The sequence below is a fragment of the Pseudarthrobacter sp. NPDC058329 genome (genome assembly GCF_042879835.1).
Lineage (GTDB): Bacteria > Actinomycetota > Actinomycetes > Actinomycetales > Micrococcaceae > Arthrobacter.
On the sequence record NZ_JBHVZR010000017.1, the window covers coordinates 61,601 to 81,923 of the forward strand.

Consider the following 20,323-nt stretch of genomic DNA (forward strand, 5'->3'; position numbering starts at 1 on the left):
TCCAGCAATGGATTACAGGCCATTCGAGGCGCTCCACTCCACAAAGCCGCCCTTGAGCGGGACCGGAGGCTGCCCAACAAACGTGGACCCATCGTCCAAAATTTTGAGCTTCCAATCTCCGTCCACCCACTTGAAAGTCAGAGGAAGGCCGGCATAACCAGAAGGGCTTGCAGCGGTGGCAGAAACAAGAGTGATTGCCGCTTCGTCCTCAGTGAAACTGTCCACAATGAAACCCGAGTATGTGACCGGAGTGGTCCTGCCGGCTTGGTCGGGAGTGTCTTTAAGGAGAACGTCCCGTCCGATGGATGGAATTGCGTACATTTCCCCAGCTTCACGGGCATTAATCACGTTGCCCGCAGCGTTCATACTCACGGCCGTAAGTGCAGCTCCAAGGGGTGAACGGGCAAAGCAGACGCCAAACCCGTTCTTAGTTTGCGTAGGCCCATAGGTGTCAGAGACCGGCCACGTCCAGCCGTCCTTTGCTTCCCAGCGGAGGTCTTCCGGCATTGCAGGCTTAGAGGACGTGTCCCCTTTAGGGACGTTGCAGCCCTCCGTCGGTTGGGCGGTGCTCTCCTGTGCCTGCGGGGCGTTCTGCGGGGCTGGCTTGACAAGGATGAGGAACGCCAGGACAGCGACGATGAAGACGACGGCGATGGCGGCCCACCACGCGGTTTTGCCTCTGAGGGTTTGAGGTTTTTGTACTTGGCTCATGGGCTGCTCCTAGCTGACGAAGAGTGTTGCCAGCACGCCGGAGGTGCCAAGTCCGATGGCACCCGTGAGCCACCAGCCGGCTTTGGACATGAACTCTTCGCCGCGGCCGCGCTGGTGGGCGAAGAACAGACCGATGAAGAGGATCATGACGCCCAGGATCGCGAGGGAACCGCCGATGATCTGCGCCCACAGGATCACGGTGTCGAGGCCGTCCTGGACTTCCTGGGGCAGGGGCTTGGCTTCGGCGACAACGTTGGTCGCTACGTCGGTGAGTTTGGTGAGGATGGTCATTTCATTTCTCCTTTAGTCGTGGAAAGCGCGGCCCGGACTCTTGCCAGGTCCTTGGCCGGTACATCAGTGAAATCAGCCAGCGCGGAGCGCTTGATCAGCAGCCCTGATACCCACGGGACGGGGATCAGGGACACTGCGCCGGCCAGGACTTTGAGTTCGTTCTGGATCATCCGGGAGGGACGTCCCGGTGCAGCCGGGACGATCAGGACCGCACTGAACGCGGCCTGGCCGTGGGCGGCGATGGCTGCCTTGGCCGCGTCGATGCCGTGCAGGCTGGCGCGGGCGACAAGGACCACCGGTGCTCCGTCGGCGGGCGGCTGCTGGCCGTGGTCTGCCCCGTCCAGGATCGCGGCCCAAGCCGTGGCTCCCGCGCCGCCATGCGCGGCTACGAAACCGATTGATTGTTCCTGAGCGGCCGGGGCCGGGTCCTCAACAGGTGCGGATGCGCGGACTTCCGGTGCGATGCTCTGCGCAGCTGTCACCCATGGGCTGACGCTCTCGGTCTTTTCGGTCACGTTCATAGCCCACGTGCCACCGCAGCTGCCGCCCGCAACCACGCCCTGCGGGTGGGGCGTTTGAGAGCACCGAAGCGGATCTGACCGGACTTCAGGGCCGGGTCAAACGGAACGACGACAACGTCGCGCACGTAGGGCCGGAACTTCTCGGCCGTTTCCTGGGAGAGCCTGGCTTCGCCTTCCTGCCGTTCCGAGACGACAACGACGGCGTTGGCGGCCAGCCCGGCGGAGCGTTCGCTCTTCAGGTCCAGTCCCTGCAACGTCAGCAGGGCCGCTTCTACCCGGTCTTCTTCGTTGGTGGTGGGAACCACCAACTGGTCCGCGTGGTCGATCATGCGGTTCCACTCGGCGCTGCGGTGGTTGTTGCCTGAATCCATCAGGATCAGCCGGTAGTACTTGGAGACAACCCGGTGCAGGATGTCGACCTCTTCAGCGGTTACTTCATGGGTGCCGTCCACATCCGAATCGGAGCGCAGCACGTCGTACTTGTCGGTGCTCTGGTGGTGGACGAATGCGTTGATATCCGCGGACTGTGCCGTGGGAGAGAGCAGGGCTTCAGCGTTGGCGATGACGTCCAGCGCGCTGCGGGAATGATCGCCCTGTTCGGTGCGCCATCCCAGCGTCCCTGTTGTGGGGTTGTTATCCCACGCCACGACGCTGCCCCCGTTACGGCCGAAAACGGCAGCGAGGTCGGCTACGGTGGGCGTCTTGTTTGACCCGCCCTTTTGGTTCACCACGGCAATGGTGCGGGTGCCGGCAAAGTGCTTGGATGCCAGCCGGACATCAACCCGCTCGCTCAGTTCGTCCTCAGACGGAGCAAGCGAAAGTCCCAGGCTGTTCAGCATTCCCCGGATACCCTGGGTGGCCGGCTCAACAGTACTGGGGGCGGCGAGGAAGCTTTCGGCCTCCCTGATTGAACGACGCGTGGTCGTGGCCGCCACTGCTGAAGTGGCGGCCGGGGCGGCTTCGCTGACGACGGTTGTAGCGGCCTTGGCTGCTGCAGCAGTGGTTGTGGCTGTGCGGGTGGCCGGGCTGGTTTCGATGATGGTGCTGGCATCTTCCGGGACGGTGGTGGGTTGCTCTTCCTCGACCTCGCCGGTTGGTGAGACAACCAGGTAGGAAACCCCTGAGTCATCCATCGATGTCACACGGACCGGGCGGCTGAGGGTGGCTGCTTCTCCGATTGCGCGCTTCATGAGCGCCTGGCGCAGGGCGCTGACGTCCGGGGCTTCGTAGGGGTGTTCTTCGCCGTTGATTTTCAGGATCCCGGTGTTGTCACCGTTGATGATGGCACTGATCACCGGTTCCGGCTGGATCAGCGATTTTTCGATGGCCATGGGCCTACCTCTTTCTTTCGCAAGTTGGTGATGCTGCTTAGGAATCTTTGGGTGCGATGTTGGTGATCAGCCACGGTTCGTCCTGCCCAGCCCGGTGCAGGGACATCACCCAGAGGCCGTCGTTGGTCGGAAACTCGGCCATGACCGACATGGGGTTCTCCTGCTCCCTGACCAAGGCGGGGGGAGATTGGATCTCCCGCACGGGGATGCGGCCGGGGTCGATGTACTGCGCGGACTCCTGGTAATCGGCGCTCATGTGAGGCTGGAGCGCATCAAACCAAGCCCGTGCCGTCACGTCAGGGCGGGCAAACTTGAGCATCAGGTCAGCGGCAAGGGCCTTAACCTCGGCGTAGGTGGAGGGCCCCCAGGTCACGGCGGGAACGCCGTGATCCTCGTCGTGGTCGTGGATCTCCGCCGCGCTGCTGGCTGAGACCGCAGGCTCAGGGGTGTTGTTTGATGCCGGGGCGGCGCAACCTGAGACGGCTACGGCGGTCACGGCCAGGACAAGACCGAATTGGATGATGCGCATTAGAAGCTCACTCCCTGTGCTTTGAGGATCGGGGCGGGGTCGGTGGTCTGGTTGATCGGGACCATGGGATTGGGCAGTGCGCCCGGAAAGAATTCCATGTGCAGGTGGCGCCCGGTCACGTTGCCGGTAGCTCCCTCGGTCCCCAACGGGGTTCCGGCGGCCACGAGGTCGCCTTCTTTGACCTTCAAGGACCCGGATTGCATGTGGTAGTAGCCAATGGTGAGCTTTCCGTCCGTCGTCTGGCCGGTAACGCCGCTGCCGAACGTCCCGTCAAGGTGGCGGATCTTGACGATCTTCATGTCCGTCACAGCGACGATGGTTCCGGCCCTGCCCGGTGTGGCGAAGTCGATGCCGTAGTGGAAGTTCGCCAGGACTCCCCCGACGGTTCCGGCAGGCGCGGCACGGGGGCCGTAACCACTGGTCATGCTGGCCCCGGCCAGCGGGTGAGCCCATTCACCCGAAAGCTCCCCCAGGACTGCTCCCCCGCCGCTCGGGCACGCGCCGCTGGCGTCCAGCCCGGCGGTGGCCTCGCCACCCAGCGCTTTTACTACCTGTGCTGCAGGGGCCCGGAACTGCGCGTAATGGTTCTCCACCGCGTTGCGCTGCACGCGGTGGATCGCGGTGCTCGGTTCCAGCTGGTCCCAGCCAGGAAGGTTGCTCAGAGCCCTGAAGAAGTTGGTGGCGCTGATGTAAGGGTCCATCCGGTCTGAGTAGCTGCCCCAGGCGCCGTTTGCCCGCTGCTGAAACAACCCCCGCGAGTCAGGGCCGGCAGTATCGCCCAAGTCGATCACGTTCAGTGTGGATTCACCAATGGCGGCCTGCATACCAAGGATCTGCGCAGCCGCAGGCAGTCCAAGGTCCTTGGCAGCTTTCATGATGGCTGCAGCGTTCTCCAGCTGCTTGCCCGAAAACGAACCGACTTCCGCCGGTACGCTGCCGACGGCGACGCTGCTCCCGGCGACGCCACAGGACTCAGCTGCCCTGGCCCCGCCGGCTCCCAGGAACAGCACGACGATGAGAACAGGTGCGAAGAAGAAGGCTGCCACGGCTAAAGCGCCTGCAGCAGTGCCGTTTCCCTTGCTCATGGCCCGACCTCGAGGGCAAGGCACTTGCACACGGTCACTGCTACTCCCCCAAAAAACATCGTGTCCACAACTACCAGTTGGTTCGGACTTTTCTCCAATGCGCGGACACCGCAGGCCATTCTCCACCCATCAAGCCCGAGACGCCTGTCAAACAGCGTCTTTGAAATACCAGTAACCCTTGGCTGTTTGGCTCGTACCACTTCCGGGTGATCATCCTTCCCCCTGAGCATTTGCAGGCTTTCCCCTCTCCCCATACTAGTGCATTTAATGCATTAGTTGTAGTTGGTAGTGCATTTAATGCATTAGCATTGGTCGCGAGGTTGCGTAGGACAAAATAGGAGGATGCCGCGCTATGTCAGTCCCAGCTCACCGATGCCAAAGAAGCTCGCGACGATGACCGAAATCCTTGGTATCCCCCAGTTGCGGGCAGAGATCCTGCGCTTCCTCTCCCAGCACCCGGATGGCGCAACTTCCGGTGAGATAGCGGCTGCTATCGGAACCCGCTACCAAACAGTTCAACGGCACCTTGAACAGTTGGAAGAGCTCAAGGCTGTGAAGGCCAGTGTGAAGCCCCCGCGACAGGGGCATCATGTCGTTTTCAAGATCAAGCCCAACGTCCTGGCTGAAGCAGTCGAAAAGAACGCCTCCTACATACAGGGGCATAGCGACACGCCGAAAAAACCGGGTCCCACTTAAGGCAATCGGATTGCTATTGGCTAGTGCTCAGTACCCGACTTAGGAGGACCCATGGCACGGATGCATAAAGGCGATCGTCAGACCGTCACATCTAAGATTCCGCGGGCGGATGCCGAGAAGCTCAACAGGGTTGTTGAGATTACGTCCGAGAGCCGCTCCGAGCTCCTTGCGCGGCTGCTGCATGACCACCTGAAAACTATCGACCTCGACGCACTAGATGGCCAGGAGGCTTTGCCTATCGCTAAGGCAAGTTAAAAACTGAAGGCCCGCACAAAGGCGGGCCTTCAAAACGTATGTAGTTCAGATCCGAAATCTTGGCGGACGACGATCTGAACTTTATCCAACACCCACCCAGTGGGTGGATCTTGTCGTACCCCCCAAGGAAGGAACTGGTCTTATCGTACCGCCTTTAGCATCCGCGTCAACGCACGCCACCAGCAGTGTCGGCTGTCAAGTCACGCCTGCCGAGGCTTGGGTGCTGGCCCCGCTTATCGCCGGCCAAGCGTCATACCGTCTTGGCCGATGGATAGGTGACCGTTTCCAATACCCCCGACCCAATTCCTTACTCAGAATCACACCTGCGCTGCCGGCACGTCCGGCAGCTGTCATGGTTCACGGGGCAGATGGCAGCGTGGCCACATTGTGTCTGGACCTCGACACCAGCAAGGCACTTAAAGCCGTCGTCGACTCAGATGCCGCAAACCTGCGCAACAGGCTCAGCGCGTGCGGTGTGACCTTTGTAGAGGACTTCTCCCCCAGCGGCGGCCGCCACCTCTACATCCCGCTGCAGGAACGATTGGATGCATCCGAGGCCCGCGAACTCGTGGAAGCCCTGGCTCTGACAGCGGCGAGCCTTGACCCCAGCCCCCACCAAAACGTCACGGACGGATGTATCCGCGTCCCTGGGTCAGCCCACAAAAGCGGCGGCCACCAGGTACTCATCACTCCCTTATCCCACGCATACGACGTCCTGCGACGCAGAAACCCAGCCGCAGCTATCGCTGCCCTCCATACCGGACTAGCTCCGGAACTGGCCCGAAACCATGCCCTGAAAGCGCGTCAGGCAAAAACAGCAGCCGCGCAACGGACGGCGGCTATTCACCTGCCGCAGGTCAACACTGGCAGTGAAACCCCGCTGCGCCGAACCGCTCGCACCGGCCTGTACGACACTGCACGCTACAAGAGCCCCTCAGAGGCGCGCATGGCCGTCCTCAACCACTTCAGCGCGTGCGGCTGGACCTTCGACCAGGTCCAAAACGAACTGACCGGCCAGTTCCCAGGCCTGGCCGCACTCTATGGCACGCCCGTGAAGCAGAACCGGCTTATAAGGCAGGAATGGGCCAACGCCGAGGCATGGACAAAAACTCAGCCCCACCAACCACGGGGAAAAGATGCCCTTATTAACAACACAAGCCCCACTAAACCCACAGGGGGGGCATCCAACCTCAGCACATCTGCCATCCACCAACTCGTCAGCGATCTAGAAAACGTGCTCTACGCGGTACTCGACCACAAGCTCAAGGATCGTGGTCGAGAAGGCCTCAGTCTTCGCTTTCTCATCCGTGCACTGCTTGCCTACATGAGAACGAAAGAAACAGACATCCTCGACGTTGGATGCCGCACCCTGGCCGCAGCAATGGGGAAGCACCACGTCACCATTGCCAGACTCCTGCCGGCACTGGTCGAAGCCTCCGACGGCATCCTCACCAAGGTCGCTGACGCCCGCTACAAAGCAGCAGACGTGTATCTCATCCAGTTACCGGAGCACTACCAGCAGCTGGCCCGTGAGCTCACGTGGCGAAAGGGCAAGATCCATTCCATACGGCCCGTATTCCGGGCCCTCGGTGACGCATCAGCCATTGTCTACGAGACTATAGAGCGGGGTCGGCACTCCCCCACCAGCGCAGAGCTCATACGAAGTAGCGGAATCAGCCGTTCAACCGTCGAAAAAGCCCTTGCAACCATGGAAAGCCTGGGAATGGTCCATCGGGACGGCCGGCACTGGAAAATTACCGCCACGACCAACCTGCGTGCCCTGGCTGAACGCCTCGGCGCAATTGAGGACTACCAGGCCCAGATTAGCCGGAACCGGCTTGAACGCGCTGCCTGGCACGCTTACTTGGACCGGTTCATGGACGACAACCGGATGGATGAGGCTGACTTTTACGATCCTGAACGCGAAGAGCATTGGATACCGCCTGGCGACTCGGCTCTATGGTTGGCGGCGTGAACGACCGTAGAGGGGTTGTTCACGCACTCTGTCTTGCTGGTTTAGAAATTCCTAACATGCATCGCCGTTAGGGCACTCGTGCAGTTGGTCGGAGGCGAACGAGTAGCGAACACAGCATGCTCTGCCCTGTCGTTTACTTTGTTTACAAGGGAATACAGCGAATCAAGAGAAACAGGGTTACATGGAAACGTAGTGTTCACTTTCTTCACCAGCTTCGCTTTATTAAACCTCTTTACAGTATTCACAAGTGAAAAAAAAAGCCAATAAAGCGAAGACACGGAAGCAAGCTTCCCAAGTAAAAGCAGCGTTGCTGGGTACGCTGGAACCACTTTTGAAAGGGGAGCTCGATGAAACTCGATCTGGACCGCGGTGCCCTCAGCCGTGTCATCGCTGTTATCAACGGTAAGGGCGGGGTTTTCAAGACCAGCTTGGTTGCCAACGTGGGCGGACTTCTAGCCGAGGCTGGCTCACGCGTCTTGCTCGTCGATTTGGATCCCCAAGGCAACTTGGCCGAGGACCTTGGCTATGCCGACCAAGGGGATGGTGGCAGGAGCTTGGCAGCTGCGCTGTGCTTTGGGGCAGAGCCGGATCTGTTGATGGGAATTCGGCCCAATTTGGACGTCATTGCTGGAGGACCCCAACTGGACGACGCTGCTGCATTCCTCGGCGCCAAGGCCCAGAAAGACCGAGACGCAGCACAATTAGCCCTGGCCAAACTGCTTGCCAACGTCGCAGGGGAGTACGACCTCGTCCTGCTCGACTGCCCGCCAGGGAACGAGCCGCTGCAGGCGGCAGCTGTGGCAGCTGCACGGTACGCGGTGGTGCCGCTAAAGACCGATATGTCTAGCCGCAAAGGTGTTGCTGCGGTTGCAGCACGCATGGACAGTGTCGTCGGACTTAATCCGTCCCTGGATCTACTGGGCGTTGTCCTGGTCGGGACAGGCACGAACTCAAAGCAAGTTCACAAAGTCACTCGCGACCACCTCACTGCGGATTTTGGCACAGATGAAGTGCTATTCCCGATGACTATTCGCCATGCAGAGGCAACCGCTCAGGCGTGTCGGGAGCGTGGACTGCTAGCCCACGAGCTCGAACGGGAACTTAGCAAAGGACCAAAGTGGTGGGAGGTTCTCCGCGGGGAAGCCAAAGCCGGGCATGCAGGGCCGAAATCGGCGTCAAGCGTGGCCGAGGATCTTCATTCAGTCGCATTGGAAGTAACACGACGCATCGCCGTCGCAGAATCCCAGGAGATCAACGCGTGAGCGCAGACCCCACACCCAGCCGGCCCGTACTCGGACTGCCGCCCAAGCGCGCCGCCGCACCTGCCGCAGCCGCCCCCTTGGCACGGATGCTGCCGGGACATCGGCCGGAGACGCCGAAGCAGGCAGACCCTAAGGATACTGAAACAACGAATATGACGGTGAGTATCCCCGCCGCGCTCCGCAATCGTGCGCGGGCCGCGTACAAGGCGACAAGCTACACCGAAGGGGACAACACGTGGAGCCATTTCGTGGCTAAGGCCATTGAAGCGGAAACCGCCCGGCGCGAAGCCGAACACAACCAGGGCGAAATGTACCCATCCTGGGGAGAGAAGCTCCCCGGTGGCCGACGGCTTAAGGACGGCTGAACAGGCAGTAAGAGATGACGCCCCCGGGGGAGTGGGTCTTGGCAGGAGTTACTGTTTATCGGCGCAGCCTTCATGTGCAGACTGTCGACTGATGCCGACCGCGCGGCCAATTTCCGCCCATGAAAACAGTCAGCGGGCTGCCGCGGCTTCCACGACAATGCCGACCGAGCATGGTGCCGGTGCTTCTGCGGTACACATTGCCGATATCGCTCAAGTGAAGGTCCTCTAACTGGGGCCCTAGGATCTCAAAAGCTAAAAGTGATCAAAGTATCTTTCAATTGACTCGTCACTCTCGTCTTGGCGTTTTGACAAGTTCTTTTGCTGCCGATCTTGAGCTTCATTTGCGGCCATCTCATCCCGCTCACTATCGGACCGCATAGCTTCTTCAATGTATTCATCGAGATCTGACGTTCCGAAATCTCCGCTAAGTGACGCGAGTTCGTCAAGGTAGGGCGGCGTTGGGTGCCACCTTGCTAGTTCTGCATGCACATGCTCCCGAAACTTGTCCGCAAAGTCCCGATCGTAAGGGTACGAGCCGGCCTGGCCGAGTAGTCGCCCGAGAAGTATCCAATCGGTTGTTTCCGAATTAGTCGTCTTAATCCACGTTTCCAAGATATTCTCAGCGCGCTCGGGGAATAACGTGCGGATAGAACGATCTCCAAAAATCAGTTCGTAAGCCCCCGTCTTATCGCCCTTGCCACGTTCCCAACGCTTTACCAAGCTTTTGGCCGCAGATCGGACCCAAGCATTCTTTGGCCGCCACTTCATAGGAAGTTTAGATATGAATGCGAGTCGCTCTTCACGGCTCTGTATGGTCGATTCGTAGTAGTTCGATCGTGGCTGTAAGGGATTTGATGAAAAGGTCCGCTTTATCGCTTTGGCGTACTGCTTGTTGACCGACTCATGTAAAACTCTGTCTCGGGTTCGGCTCGATGACGCCCGGTCGAGGACCGTTACCGACGCGGCAGTACGAGACCATAGATTTTCAACTTGCTCGAAGTGGGTGGCCGCCCGCAGCAGGCTGGCTTGCAGCTCAGGCTCACGTCGAAGCGCGTTGAGTACGAAGTCGATGATTGAAGGATTGTCATATGACACCACGACGCCACGATGATCTTTGTCAAACCGGAGGAAAGTGCCTTCCATCGTATCGAGCGCCCGGCGAAACTCAGTGGATGAGTTAGAAACTGCAAGCGAGTCGCATAGGTGTCGATGCGCCTTCTGCAACGCTGGTACCTCAACAGATGCCCCGAACGAGGCAAGTACATAAAGAAGTGCCCGTTCCGTCTCCGTCAAATGTACTTCAAAGCTCTGGGTCCATAAGGTCGAAGGATCGTCTAGGGCAGCGATAAACTGATCAATCCACGAAGATCCAGACCCGTTTGCGGCATCAATTCGGGCACCATACTCGATCAATCGAGGACTGTAATTGGGGTGGTCTACGATGCGTCGCCACCCCCCGTCAGCTAACGCCAGTAGGGATGAGCGGTCGATGCCCGACTTCCAAAGATGGTTGTAGAGTATTCTTGCTTTGTCATCTCTACCGTAATCGCTGAGTTCGAGGGTATATTTTCCCCGCTTGTTAATCGAACTCATCTTTGCATAGGCCCGCTCAGCGTCACGGAGAATATATTCTCGGGTTGTGAGAACTAAGCGTTTTGATTTCAGCTCGCGAACGCGGTCGATAAAGTCTGCCAGCCGTGCGTCCTCGTTTTTCCCCATGCGCTCTGAGAATGAGAGTTGCCCCAGAAAGTCGTCGTAAAAAAATATTTGAGCTCGACTTGATTCTAAAGCTGACCATGCTTCATCTATATCTGCTGAGACCTCTATTATTTCAAATCCACGGGTCATATGGTCTGCTAGTAGCATGTGCGATAGAACCGTTTTTCCGATACCTGGTTGACCCGCTATAAGGCAAACTTTTTCGCGCTCGAGAATATCACTTGCCTCTTCAAATGATTTAGAACCTACGTATTGCCCGATAGTCCGGTCTATTCGCCGACGAAGCGCCTCAGAACGGTTCAGCAAATCAGAGTGGGTTGCCCAAAACAGCTCAGTTCCGGTTGACAGCCATAGTTTCACATGCTTCCGCTCTACGACTCTATGTCGGTCAAGCATCTGATCGAGGTCGGAACCGGACAAGACGTCCTGAGCAGACTGGATCCATTCACAGAGGTCACTCTGGATTAGGTCCTTCTGACTCCCGGTTAGCATTTGTGACGTAGCAAATAAGTAGCGATGCGGCTTCAATTTAGCCATTTTGGGCCCCTCCTTCTTTGCTGAGGCCCTCAATTGAGCAAAGGTGGAATCCATGTAATGCTTGCACTGCGCAATTCCGAGGCCTCCGCTTACTTCTTTCCAGCGCAGGTCCACACCCCCGTCGGCCCCTCGGCCGAACCGCTCAACCGGTCTTCCCAACTCGGCAGCGAGAAGATCGGCAGCAATTTCTTCAAAGTCGATATCAGTCAATGACCGCCAGTTACGCATTAGACAAGTTTGGCAGATGGCCAACGGGGCGGATTCGGCAACGCGCCTCAATTGTGCGGTTTCCATCACGTCTCCACTAGAGTCGGCCCCGGACGTGAAAGAGCGACGTTCGGATCGTTTCTGGATCTTAGCTAGATCTCGGGTGCCAGCCCTCATTGGGCTACTTCCGCCGTGGTGCCCCTCGGTGGAATGCAGTAGACAGCCGTGCTGGCCTCAGCTTCAAGGTCCAGAAAGTCTCATCGCGGAGATTCCCGTAGATGAGGGTCGCCGGTGGTCGCTCCGTAGGAGTCTCGACTTTCACTCACCCTCTCTCTCGGCAAAGGCTCAACTACTGAGACAGGCCTAACCGGCCATGGCCGGGGAGTGGTTCCGCTGTGAAATGCAGGGCGGCGCTTTTGGAGACACCGTCGCGCCATTCTAAGCTCTCGAAGGGTGCTTGATGTCCAGGCCAATAGGGAGCAACATGACGGCAGTAACAGGTGTGAAGTACGAGACGAGGTCCGTCAAGACGGTTCGCGGCTTGGAGGCCAGGACTAGAACCAAGCTAGAGAAAGAGGGTTGGGAGTTCGTCTCTCAGGAACAGGGGACAGTGCGGTCGGAGCTGACCTTCCGGCGCCCGAAACCGGAGACTCCGTGGAAATTGATAGGGGCGGGTGGCGGTCTGCTCGCACTCCTCATCGTCGGATCGCTCATCGCCAGTGCATTCGGGGGAGAGGGTAGTTCAAACAGCAGTGCAGAGGCGCTTCCGTCGCCGACCCCGTCCCTAGTCGTAGAAACCCAAGCCCAGACCGCTCCGCCTGAGGCAACGACACCATCAGCCGAGCCCCGACTCCTGCTCCTGTGGTCACAGCTATTGAGCCACAAGCCAAAGTTGAAGACACGACTTGCAACATCGATGAGAACTTCGGCAAATGCTTTTATGGGCGAACTGCGATATATGAAGATTCCCGACGTAGTGGCCATCAGGTTTTGCTCGAGATCACGGTGCAAGAACCTCAAGAATTCGAGCCTGGGAAAGACGCAGACATCGCTATCACGACGCTTGGGGGTACACAAGAGAAAGGTGCTGACAACCTTTACTTCGATATCACCATCAAGAATTTGTCCGAAGAGGCCATCTTGGGACCTAGTGACGTCCAGTTAGTCGCCAACAGTGCTAAGGATGGCGACTATGATGTCCGTTCCGTTCAGGATGACGTAGTGGAAGCCTACTGGGATGCAAAACTTGAACCAGGACAAAGCTCAACTATGAGAAGTGGCTGGAATTTCAACGACGCTTCTGAACCTACCTTCAAAGTCCGCATCGATGGCCTCGGTGGAAATAGCGTCACTTTTTCACACAAGTAGCAACCAAGACGCTTCATCGAAGAAAAGTTACAAGCCAGTTGGAGTATTACTCCCTTAACGCATGCTCCGTGTTGTCGATGGGGATGCCACGCGCGCCTCCCGCGTCAACGGTTCCGCTCCTACGCCATTGGGCAGCGTCTCTCTAGTTGCCCCACGGCCATGAGGCCTCATGATGTGGTGGAGCTGGCGCTGTTTCGCTGATGCGCATATTCATCGGTAGGAGCACATTTCAACCGCCGGCCGTGATTCCACCAAAGCGCCCGTTAGGGGATCCCTCACCGCTCCTCTCGGCAGAACCTTTCCCGGTAAGGTCCGAGATAGCCTCTTCGGGTGCCCGGAGGCTGTTCCTTGCTCCCGGCCCTGTCGCCGGGGCACAGGGGCTACCTTATAGATGCGAATCACGATGGATTGGGGACTAGTGGCTCGGACACATAGCGCACCTTTGACGGCTACAGGCACGGGGAAGCGATGGAGCGGCAACAAGTGGCTTGCCGTAGCGTGTGCATTGTTGGGCTTGTCACTGTTATCAACACTCGCCGCGATGACTGTGTGGCTGGATTTTAACGCCGATGACTATGCCACGACCAACTACAAAGCAGTGCTGGTGCAGCGTCAATTGGCACTCGTAGGAGCATTGTTCGCTCCAGCCCTTTCCGCAGCGGGATCAGTGCGATCAATTTTCCTCATCCCTCGAGACCCGTACAGGATAATTGCATCATCCCTAGTCCTCCTGCTCGCCGTGGCAATGATGTGGTTCTGCTGTTCCCTCGGATTTTCAGCAATTGACCACGCGAGCCGGACAGTTATGCGTCAGGGCTAGATCTAGGTTGCTGGAGCTGCCGTGCGCCGAGTACCCCGAATATGGAAGGCCTTAACTTCAACCGGCCGTCGTCTCACAACCCTCGGACGACCCGCAAGGGGAACCCTCAAGGAGCCCCGGTGTGCGGAATCGCGGGACTTGTTTCGTGGGACGGCCAGCGGGCAACAGGACACGTAACGGATGCACTGCGCCGGGGATTCAATGTCCCCTTGGAGGAACCCTATACGAGACACACAAGACGCAAGAGCGCTGGCCGAGTTCCTATTTAGCCAGGGCGGGGATCCCGAGCTTGGCGCAGATGTCCGCCGGGCCGGGGATGACACTGACGGTACCGTCGACGACGCACTCCGTGAGCTCCGGGACGTAGTGTCCTGGGACGTGGACGGCCGGGCCTGACGGAACCAGAGGGCGACCTTCGGCGTCCCGGTCCTTCCCGTTCCATTCAGGTGTTGTGTAGGTCGGGCCGATGAAGTCTTCAGGAATGACGTCGTCGATGATGCCGCCCAGATTCATCAGGTTTCGGTCCCACAGGTCCGCGCAACTGGCTGTGGGGTCGGTGATGTGAAAGAGCCCGGCTTTGGGGTCCTCCGGGGTTGGATTGGTGTTCGCGTCAAAGCCGCTGGCCATGAGACCGGTCAAAATGTACGGAGGCACGTTGTCCCCTGGCGAGTTGGGCGCGGGGTATGTCCGGTGCAGGTCGGCCCGGAAGTAACAGCGGATGTCACGGGTGTCCTCCACGGCGACAGAAGCGGCGGCTGTTTGCGTTGCGGGTGCTGCGCTGACCGGGGAGGTATTCGATGGCGCTGCGAAAGCGGCGGTCAGCGCGGTCGAAGCGGCATAAACACCGGCTGCCGCGATGACGGCAGCCAAGGTCAGCGTGGTCGTTGATTTGTTCATGGAGTGCTCGTTTCCGTCACGGTGGTCCGTGGCTAATTTTCGAGGGCGGGAATGCCCAGTTGTGCGCACACTTCAGCCGGTCCGGGGATCACGGCGACGGTGTTGTCCACGACGCACTCTGTGAGGAACGGTATGTAGTTGCCGAACTCCCTAATCGCTGGATCGGGATAGAGAGGGTTGCCGTTCTGGTCCGTAACCACTTCAGTCAAGGTGCGCTCGGCGGGTTCCCCAAAGGGAGGTGGGATGAAGTCGTCAGGGATGAGATCGTCGTTGATGCCCTTCAGGTGCATGTTCCCCATATCCCACACCCGGCTGCACTGGTTGATGGGGTCGTTGACCTGTTGCATGCCGGCGTTCCTGTCGTCCGGATTTGAATTGTTCTTGGCGTCGAACCCGGTGATGAAGATCCCCGTGGTGATGTACGGGGGCCTGGTTTCCCCCGGGGACGTCTCGACTGGATAGTTGGTGGTGAGGTCGGCACGGTAGTAGCAGCGGATGTCCCGTTTGTCCTCCACCGGTGCCAGGGCCACGTACACGCCGGCCGCGGTCGAGCCGGCAAGGGCCAGCCCGGCGAAGGTCAGGGCGGCGGGTTTACGCCACCATGGGACGCGCTTGTTTTCCCGGCTTGCTTCCTGGACGAGCAGGTCGCGGACGGCTTGTTTGGTGTCGGCTGGATAGCGGACGTCCGAAAGATTCATGACAGCCTCGATTCCAAGATTGTTTGGGAGTCATCGTCTCGGCCCAAGAGATGGGGTGCGGCGGTACGGAGTTTCTTCTTGGCACGGTTCACACGGGAACGGACGGTCCCGACGGGGATGTCCAGGGCGGCCGCGGTGTCCTCGTAGCTGTAGCCGTTCATCACGCATAGCAGCAGCACGTCACGCTCGCCGGCGCTCAGACCGGCGGTACCGTGGAGAAGTTCCTTCACCTGCCGTTCCACGTCAATCCGCTCGTCGGCCGCGGTGGCGTGATCCGGTGCAGCATGTGAATGCGGGATCCGGCCCAGGAACTGTTCATACCGGCGCGCGGAGCGGGCTTTGTTCTTTGCCGCGTTTGTTGCCACGCCCAGCAACCAGGGAAGCAGCGAGTCTCGCTGCAAAGTCAAACCCTTTCGTTGCCGCCATGCTTCGAGGAAGGTTACCGAGACGAGTTCTTCAGCGTCGTGCCAGGAGCCGGTGCGGCTGAGGCAATACCGGAACACCGCGTCTGAGTGTCTCTCGAACAGCGTTCCCAGTGCATCAGGGTCCCCGTTGACGCACCTCTCCCACAGCTCAGCATCCTGTTCCCCCATTTGGTTCATACCTAGTAGTGTCCGACACTGGGAATTAAGTTCCCTCGACTGCGTGTTGTGTTCAGCGACACATACCGGGGAACGGTCACCATGGTCCTTGATAGCTGTCTACGTCGTTTGAGGACCCCTCACCGGCCCGGTAGGCGGAATCGCGGGCTCTTGTTTCTTGGGGCGGCCAGGCCCGTGGTTCTATGGCAGGCATGGTGAAGCGTTGGAGCGGGGATGTATGGCTGGGTTGGGCTTTCCTATTGTTGTGTCTAACGCTGGTGTCAACCTTCCTCGCTCTCGCGTCCGGGTTCGTCCACGACCCCGATGACCATTCTGCCGGGTACTACCGCGATAGGATCCCGGAGCGGCAGTGGGTAATGGCCGTATCTGTGCTCCTTCCGGCAATGACTGCGGCAGCGGCCGGCGCCTCGATCTTTTCCCGACCGCGGACGCAGACCAGGATCGCGAATAGCTCAATCGTGCTGCTAATCGCCGTTGCCGCCATCTGGTTCTGCTGGGCTCTGGGAATCGACGACATCGAGAAATTCGAGAGATTCGCCAATCGCCTTTCGTAGGGGCTGCATGCAGCCCCTGTCGCCAATCGAACCGTCCCCTAAGCCGGTGGTCGGCCACAACGTTTCTACGCCGCGTTTATGGAACCTTTAGCGCGACAGCTTGGTGCAGGGTTTGACCGGTTTTAGAAGCCCGAGCCGGCAATGCATAGAAGGGCCGGGAAGCATGGCGCTCTACGGCTGCGGTCCCTTCAGAACCCAGAGGTTCCTGCAAATACCTGGATGAAGGCGAAGAAGATGCTGGCGATGACAGCCACGTAGAGCAGGGCAACGATGATCCAGCCGGAGTCACCCAAAATGCGGGCGGCACCCGACGGGACAGGGATGATGCCGGCAGTGATATTCCTGATGGTCACCCACACAAACAGCGGGATCATGGCTGCCCAGACGATCATGCAGAACGGGCACAGGATGTGGATGTCGTACAGGGCCTGGGACCACAGCCACACCACAAAGATGAATCCGAGGGTGACACCGGCCTGCAGGCCGGCCCAGAACCACCGGGCAAAGGTGGCGCCGGAGAGCAGCGCCATGCCCACGGTAATGATGACGGCGAACGCCACAATGCCGATGAACATGTTGGGGAAGCCGAACAACGAGCTCTGCCATCTTTGCATCACTTGGCCGCATGAAATCCAAGGGTTCACGTCACACACGGTCGTATGATCTGGATCCTGCAAAACAGCGAGCTTTTCCAAGACCAAGACGCCAGAAGCTATCCAACCGACGGTACCGGTTATAAGGAGTAGCCAGCCGAAGGGCACATCCCTGATTGTTGACGGGCCGAATCGAACCGGAGTGTTTAGACGCGCGCTCCTGGCTTGAGCATCGTCCATGATCTCGGCTGAGCTGCTGGTCATAGCTATAGTTTCCTTTTCGTGAGTAGCCAGGCGGACGCCATGAGTCCTAGAACCCGGCAGAAAATAGAGCTATCAGGCCAAGGACGATTCCTGCCCCGGCCATCCAGAGCACTCCGTTTGAAGACAGTCTCGCTCGACGATCCACGGAGCGGTCAGCAGCAAAAGCATGGGCAAGTCCGATAACTGCGACAGCCACAATTCCGAAATTGGCAATGGAGGACCGGGCCTCAGTACTGACTCCGTGGCTGGGAGGGGCTATGGCGGGAATAGCAACAGGCGTCCTGGCCACGCCAATCAGGGCCAGCACCAGTAAGGCCATAACGCCAAGGACCAGCCCCCAGCTCATGGTTCTGCTCATTACCGTCCCCCTACGTCATGTGCGAACTACTCGATACTACGGAAACAGTGAGCTCCAAAGGGGAGAACCAAGGTAAGGGGCACACGCTGCTGTGATCGTCCTATAGGACTGTCCCGTAAACCGAACCTTTTACGGGACAGTTCACTGGACAGAGCGGAAAATCCTAGAATTAGGCGTTACAGTCCCAGCTTTATCTGGGACTTGCAGCGGTTCTGGCCTTCTTGGAGCGAGAACTCAAGATAGAGGTTTCGTGCGTTTTCTGGCGGCTCTGGGAGATAGGTCCACGACGCACTCCACTCAGTCCCATCCCCAGCAGCTTGGCCTGCCACGAAACGGTATTCCGTTCCAGCGTCGTCTTTGATGTCCACCTGGATCGGCTGTAGCACCACAACGCCAGGCATGGTGGGAGCTGGCCCTGCGCTCTCGGCACCGTTGGTTCTCAACTGATCAGCCCAGTTCTGGCGAGCTTCGACAAACGCCGCATCCCGGCGTTGTGTTTCGGGGCCACGGATTCCCTCGAGGCTGACTTTTAGGCCCCGATCACCAGGTTTTACCTCACGAACGCTTGGCAGATGATCCGTAGACTCAACCCCCGCGAAACGGACGTGAATTCCACCGCTCGTGGCAACAACCAAGTCACCTGGTGCCGAAATTACCTTCATCATGGACTCACCCTAACGGTAGACAAATCGTCTCGCAGAGGCCCAGCTGCATGTCGCCCCCAAGCCCATGTAGCCGCGCCGCTTCTACGCCGCGTTTGGGGGACCCTCTACGGGACGCTTTTTGTGCGAGCTCACCAATTGTGGCTTGCCGCCCCGTCGGCCGTATGGGAAGTTGTGCGCGAATGCTGCCTCCGGTCCTCGGCTATTCGCAATGCCAGGAACCCTGAGGACAAGCCTCACTGCTGCTGCTCGCGTCTTAGACGACCGAGTACTAGCTTGCTAGCTGCGTAGCTGATCCATAAACGTGCCCGATACCAGCAGGGCTGCTGAGACGAACATTAGAAGACAGATCATCCAGATTGAAGTTCGTGTGAGCGTCTTTGAGGGGTCACGTCCCCAACGCGCTAGGTGAAGCATAAGAATCACTAGGCTTGCAGCGAAACAAAGGAGGCTTCCGGCTAGTACCGCCGTGTACTGAGTTGTTAAGTTGCCGATGCCCATTACGAATCCAGCAACAAGGATGAGCAATCCGAGTGACACGTATTCACCAGCCTGAATCTGCTTCTACGGCACTGAGATCCTCATACTCGCGCTCGATGGGCCAGCTCGGAAGGGATCCGTCAGCGGGCAGGATCGTCTGACTAGCAGCAGAGGTAGGGTCATCTGCATGATGTCTAGAGGAGTTTGATTCGAAATGAATACGATTCATCGCAGTATGAGCCAACAGCGCAACTGGCTGAAAATACTTCTTCACGGCTCGATCGCCAGCGGAGTGTTGGCGCTACTCACGGCAGGATTGACTTTAATTCTGTTCCAGGAAATTGAGAGCAGGGGTGACGTTACCAACGCGCATGATTTCGGGTGGCGCGCAGCCGCGCTTGCTGTGTTGTCCCTCGTGTTCTTCACTGTCTACCTCATCCGTCGCAATGCGCAGCGTACGAGGTCCCCGCACAGGTAGAAGAATGGCTCCAACCTCGTGACGTGATCATGGTGCTGACACAACGAGTAAGTGAGGCACTCTTCTGCAGGACCCCGCGCTTAGACGAGGGGTGTCCGCATGAGGTTCTATGAGCGATCCTCGATTGGTACAGGTGTGCGCAACGGAAGGCCGCCGATGCGTACGCTCATTGAATGGGAGAGTTCATTCGATACCAAAGTGCAATCCCAAACCGGAGGGGGCGGTTCCCAGGCGTTTTCGCGATGGCCAACGGCCTACAAAATGAAGGGCTTCTCAGCGAAGCAGACAGGCGATGGCTCGAAATTGCCAACGCCACCGCGACCGAGAGCTACACGGATCCCACGACAGTGGTGGCGGATTGCTACGACTCGGAGCTGAACCCCGGCGCCCGCTCGTGGTTCAAAGTCGAGTCCTCGCAGCTTCTGGAAATGACAAGTGGATACCTTCATCTCCTCGACCGGTACGGCGTCCCCTGGATGGCACTTCGCACGCGCAGTCCCGGCCGCCTTGTTTACGAGGACGCAGTGCAAGTAGTTGCAGTTCCTCACACTTTTCCTGAGCATTGGCCCTTTCGACCCGCCAGATAAGGATGGATCTATGGATTTAGCTGGGTACATCATCAGGGAAATTGATCGCTACTGGGCGGATGAGGTGAATATTCTCGGTTACTGGGAGGACGGGCCGGCTACAGTCTGCGTTGTGTATCGCCGGACTATTGACCCCGCGGTGGCGCTGGGACGTCGGCTCGCATTTAACTCAACGGCGGCGGATGGCACCATTGAGGGCTTCGCCCGTGATGTGGCCATAAACATGGCGGAGCCAATTGGTCGCGCAACCAGCCGTCCGGATCAGCACGGGGTTGTTTGGGTGGGCGTTCCCATGGACCGCCGGATCCCTGAGCCGCCTTACGAGGTCCTGCAATCTCTAAAGAACGATGAGTCCAGCTAACTTCGGATTTCTAATGTCCGAGATTTCGAGAGGGTAGTACCTGCATCGGAGCGCTGTCCTCGTCCGCTCCACCCCGCCCGTAAGCCGGTCCTCAACCACTTCAGCGCCTGCGGGTGG

Annotated in this window: 22 protein-coding genes; 9 read left to right on the top strand and 13 right to left on the bottom strand. The window is 58.8% G+C overall.

All coding sequences use genetic code 11. The annotated features are described in order from the left end of the window. Window positions 1-12 precede the first annotated feature (12 nt). Genes ACFVYC_RS18375 through ACFVYC_RS18400 form a run of 6 tightly spaced genes read right to left on the bottom strand, consistent with a single transcriptional unit; the run spans window position 13 to window position 4,468 of the window. Window positions 13-711 (bottom strand): hypothetical protein, encoded by a 699-nt coding sequence (locus ACFVYC_RS18375; protein ID WP_387552938.1) that lies wholly within the window; start codon window positions 709-711, stop codon window positions 13-15. Between the two features lie 9 nt (window positions 712-720). Continuing rightward, window positions 721-1,002, bottom strand: coding sequence for a hypothetical protein (locus tag ACFVYC_RS18380; RefSeq protein ID WP_387552940.1), 282 nt, complete (start codon window positions 1,000-1,002; stop codon window positions 721-723). Further along, window positions 999-1,517 (bottom strand): hypothetical protein, encoded by a 519-nt coding sequence (locus tag ACFVYC_RS18385; RefSeq protein WP_387552942.1) that lies wholly within the window; start codon window positions 1,515-1,517, stop codon window positions 999-1,001. Before ACFVYC_RS18385 ends, ACFVYC_RS18380 begins: the two co-directional genes overlap by 4 nt. A gap of 2 nt (window positions 1,518-1,519) precedes the next feature. Then, window positions 1,520-2,854 (bottom strand): MinD/ParA family protein, encoded by a 1,335-nt coding sequence (locus tag ACFVYC_RS18390; protein ID WP_387552944.1) that lies wholly within the window; start codon window positions 2,852-2,854, stop codon window positions 1,520-1,522. A gap of 37 nt (window positions 2,855-2,891) precedes the next feature. After that, the gene (locus ACFVYC_RS18395; RefSeq protein ID WP_387552946.1) at window positions 2,892-3,383 is read right to left on the bottom strand and encodes a hypothetical protein; all 492 of its coding nucleotides are present in this window, start codon (window positions 3,381-3,383) and stop codon (window positions 2,892-2,894) included. Further along, entirely contained in the window at window positions 3,383-4,468 is a 1,086-nt protein-coding gene (locus ACFVYC_RS18400; protein WP_387552948.1) for a M23 family metallopeptidase, read from the bottom strand. The genes ACFVYC_RS18395 and ACFVYC_RS18400 overlap by 1 nt, the downstream gene beginning before the upstream one ends. A gap of 393 nt (window positions 4,469-4,861) precedes the next feature. On the opposite strand from ACFVYC_RS18400, the gene ACFVYC_RS18405 reads away from it, so the two are divergent. The 5 genes from ACFVYC_RS18405 (at window position 4,862) to ACFVYC_RS18425 (ending at window position 9,021) form a co-directional block, all read left to right on the top strand. After that, on the top strand, window positions 4,862-5,164 hold the full coding sequence (locus ACFVYC_RS18405; RefSeq protein ID WP_387552950.1) for a winged helix-turn-helix domain-containing protein: 303 nt from the start codon (window positions 4,862-4,864) through the stop codon (window positions 5,162-5,164). A 51-nt stretch (window positions 5,165-5,215) separates the two neighbouring features. Beyond that, window positions 5,216-5,419, top strand: a complete 204-nt coding sequence (locus ACFVYC_RS18410; protein WP_012311495.1) for a hypothetical protein — start codon at window positions 5,216-5,218, stop codon at window positions 5,417-5,419. Between the two features lie 376 nt (window positions 5,420-5,795). After that, window positions 5,796-7,394 carry a helix-turn-helix domain-containing protein gene (locus ACFVYC_RS18415; protein WP_387552952.1) on the top strand — a complete coding sequence of 533 codons (1,599 nt, stop codon included), beginning with the start codon at window positions 5,796-5,798 and terminating at the stop codon, window positions 7,392-7,394. Between the two features lie 347 nt (window positions 7,395-7,741). Beyond that, complete coding sequence (locus ACFVYC_RS18420) at window positions 7,742-8,656, top strand: ParA family protein (protein ID WP_387552954.1); 915 nt, start codon at window positions 7,742-7,744, stop codon at window positions 8,654-8,656. Next, complete coding sequence (locus ACFVYC_RS18425) at window positions 8,653-9,021, top strand: hypothetical protein (RefSeq protein WP_141002363.1); 369 nt, start codon at window positions 8,653-8,655, stop codon at window positions 9,019-9,021. The genes ACFVYC_RS18420 and ACFVYC_RS18425 overlap by 4 nt, the downstream gene beginning before the upstream one ends. Window positions 9,022-9,273: 252 nt before the next feature. Here ACFVYC_RS18425 and ACFVYC_RS18430 read toward each other — a convergent pair whose 3' ends face one another. Further along, window positions 9,274-11,505: a hypothetical protein gene (locus ACFVYC_RS18430; RefSeq protein ID WP_387552956.1), complete on the bottom strand. Its 2,232-nt coding sequence runs from the start codon at window positions 11,503-11,505 to the stop codon at window positions 9,274-9,276. An 840-nt stretch (window positions 11,506-12,345) separates the two neighbouring features. On the opposite strand from ACFVYC_RS18430, the gene ACFVYC_RS18435 reads away from it, so the two are divergent. Next, window positions 12,346-12,852 (top strand): hypothetical protein, encoded by a 507-nt coding sequence (locus tag ACFVYC_RS18435; RefSeq protein ID WP_387552958.1) that lies wholly within the window; start codon window positions 12,346-12,348, stop codon window positions 12,850-12,852. A gap of 1,081 nt (window positions 12,853-13,933) precedes the next feature. On the opposite strand, the gene ACFVYC_RS18440 is transcribed toward ACFVYC_RS18435, so the two are convergent. Genes ACFVYC_RS18440 through ACFVYC_RS18450 form a run of 3 tightly spaced genes read right to left on the bottom strand, consistent with a single transcriptional unit; the run spans window position 13,934 to window position 15,869 of the window. Beyond that, window positions 13,934-14,569, bottom strand: a complete 636-nt coding sequence (locus ACFVYC_RS18440; RefSeq protein WP_387552960.1) for a hypothetical protein — start codon at window positions 14,567-14,569, stop codon at window positions 13,934-13,936. A 32-nt stretch (window positions 14,570-14,601) separates the two neighbouring features. Further along, complete coding sequence (locus ACFVYC_RS18445) at window positions 14,602-15,267, bottom strand: hypothetical protein (protein WP_387552962.1); 666 nt, start codon at window positions 15,265-15,267, stop codon at window positions 14,602-14,604. Then, on the bottom strand, window positions 15,264-15,869 hold the full coding sequence (locus ACFVYC_RS18450) for an RNA polymerase sigma factor (protein WP_387552964.1): 606 nt from the start codon (window positions 15,867-15,869) through the stop codon (window positions 15,264-15,266). The genes ACFVYC_RS18445 and ACFVYC_RS18450 overlap by 4 nt, the downstream gene beginning before the upstream one ends. A 257-nt stretch (window positions 15,870-16,126) precedes the next feature. On the opposite strand from ACFVYC_RS18450, the gene ACFVYC_RS18455 reads away from it, so the two are divergent. Further along, complete coding sequence (locus ACFVYC_RS18455) at window positions 16,127-16,423, top strand: hypothetical protein (protein ID WP_387552966.1); 297 nt, start codon at window positions 16,127-16,129, stop codon at window positions 16,421-16,423. 188 nt (window positions 16,424-16,611) lie between these two features. Here the strand turns inward: ACFVYC_RS18455 and ACFVYC_RS18460 are convergent, their stop codons facing one another. From ACFVYC_RS18460 to ACFVYC_RS18470, 3 genes are all read right to left on the bottom strand, one after another. After that, window positions 16,612-17,256, bottom strand: a complete 645-nt coding sequence (locus tag ACFVYC_RS18460) for a vitamin K epoxide reductase family protein (RefSeq protein WP_387553039.1) — start codon at window positions 17,254-17,256, stop codon at window positions 16,612-16,614. A 70-nt stretch (window positions 17,257-17,326) separates the two neighbouring features. Beyond that, a complete protein-coding gene (locus ACFVYC_RS18465; RefSeq protein WP_387552967.1) occupies window positions 17,327-17,638 on the bottom strand; it encodes a hypothetical protein in 312 nt (103 codons plus the stop codon). Between the two features lie 176 nt (window positions 17,639-17,814). After that, complete coding sequence (locus ACFVYC_RS18470; RefSeq protein WP_387552969.1) at window positions 17,815-18,303, bottom strand: hypothetical protein; 489 nt, start codon at window positions 18,301-18,303, stop codon at window positions 17,815-17,817. A 691-nt stretch (window positions 18,304-18,994) separates the two neighbouring features. Here ACFVYC_RS18470 and ACFVYC_RS18475 point away from each other — a divergent pair. Beyond that, window positions 18,995-19,258 (top strand): hypothetical protein, encoded by a 264-nt coding sequence (locus ACFVYC_RS18475; RefSeq protein WP_387552971.1) that lies wholly within the window; start codon window positions 18,995-18,997, stop codon window positions 19,256-19,258. Window positions 19,259-19,855: 597 nt separating this feature from the next. Further along, complete coding sequence (locus ACFVYC_RS18480) at window positions 19,856-20,206, top strand: hypothetical protein (RefSeq protein WP_387552973.1); 351 nt, start codon at window positions 19,856-19,858, stop codon at window positions 20,204-20,206. The last annotated feature ends 117 nt before the right edge of the window (window positions 20,207-20,323 follow it).

What these genes read in the sequence shown, in the direction of transcription:
- ACFVYC_RS18375 (WP_387552938.1), bottom strand. Translation starts at nt 711, where the DNA reads ATGAGCCAAGTACAAAAACCTCAAACCCTCAGAGGCAAAACCGCGTGG.
- ACFVYC_RS18380 (WP_387552940.1), bottom strand. Translation starts at nt 1,002, where the DNA reads ATGACCATCCTCACCAAACTCACCGACGTAGCGACCAACGTTGTCGCC.
- ACFVYC_RS18390 (WP_387552944.1), bottom strand. Translation starts at nt 2,854, where the DNA reads ATGGCCATCGAAAAATCGCTGATCCAGCCGGAACCGGTGATCAGTGCC.
- ACFVYC_RS18395 (WP_387552946.1), bottom strand. Translation starts at nt 3,383, where the DNA reads ATGCGCATCATCCAATTCGGTCTTGTCCTGGCCGTGACCGCCGTAGCC.
- ACFVYC_RS18400 (WP_387552948.1), bottom strand. Translation starts at nt 4,468, where the DNA reads ATGAGCAAGGGAAACGGCACTGCTGCAGGCGCTTTAGCCGTGGCAGCC.
- ACFVYC_RS18405 (WP_387552950.1), top strand. Translation starts at nt 4,862, where the DNA reads ATGACCGAAATCCTTGGTATCCCCCAGTTGCGGGCAGAGATCCTGCGC.
- ACFVYC_RS18410 (WP_012311495.1), top strand. Translation starts at nt 5,216, where the DNA reads ATGGCACGGATGCATAAAGGCGATCGTCAGACCGTCACATCTAAGATT.
- ACFVYC_RS18420 (WP_387552954.1), top strand. Translation starts at nt 7,742, where the DNA reads ATGAAACTCGATCTGGACCGCGGTGCCCTCAGCCGTGTCATCGCTGTT.
- ACFVYC_RS18430 (WP_387552956.1), bottom strand. Translation starts at nt 11,505, where the DNA reads ATGCGTAACTGGCGGTCATTGACTGATATCGACTTTGAAGAAATTGCT.
- ACFVYC_RS18440 (WP_387552960.1), bottom strand. Translation starts at nt 14,569, where the DNA reads ATGAACAAATCAACGACCACGCTGACCTTGGCTGCCGTCATCGCGGCA.
- ACFVYC_RS18445 (WP_387552962.1), bottom strand. Translation starts at nt 15,267, where the DNA reads ATGAATCTTTCGGACGTCCGCTATCCAGCCGACACCAAACAAGCCGTC.
- ACFVYC_RS18450 (WP_387552964.1), bottom strand. Translation starts at nt 15,869, where the DNA reads ATGAACCAAATGGGGGAACAGGATGCTGAGCTGTGGGAGAGGTGCGTC.
- ACFVYC_RS18460 (WP_387553039.1), bottom strand. Translation starts at nt 17,256, where the DNA reads ATGGACGATGCTCAAGCCAGGAGCGCGCGTCTAAACACTCCGGTTCGA.
- ACFVYC_RS18465 (WP_387552967.1), bottom strand. Translation starts at nt 17,638, where the DNA reads ATGAGCAGAACCATGAGCTGGGGGCTGGTCCTTGGCGTTATGGCCTTA.
- ACFVYC_RS18470 (WP_387552969.1), bottom strand. Translation starts at nt 18,303, where the DNA reads ATGATGAAGGTAATTTCGGCACCAGGTGACTTGGTTGTTGCCACGAGC.
- ACFVYC_RS18475 (WP_387552971.1), top strand. Translation starts at nt 18,995, where the DNA reads ATGAATACGATTCATCGCAGTATGAGCCAACAGCGCAACTGGCTGAAA.
- ACFVYC_RS18480 (WP_387552973.1), top strand. Translation starts at nt 19,856, where the DNA reads ATGGATTTAGCTGGGTACATCATCAGGGAAATTGATCGCTACTGGGCG.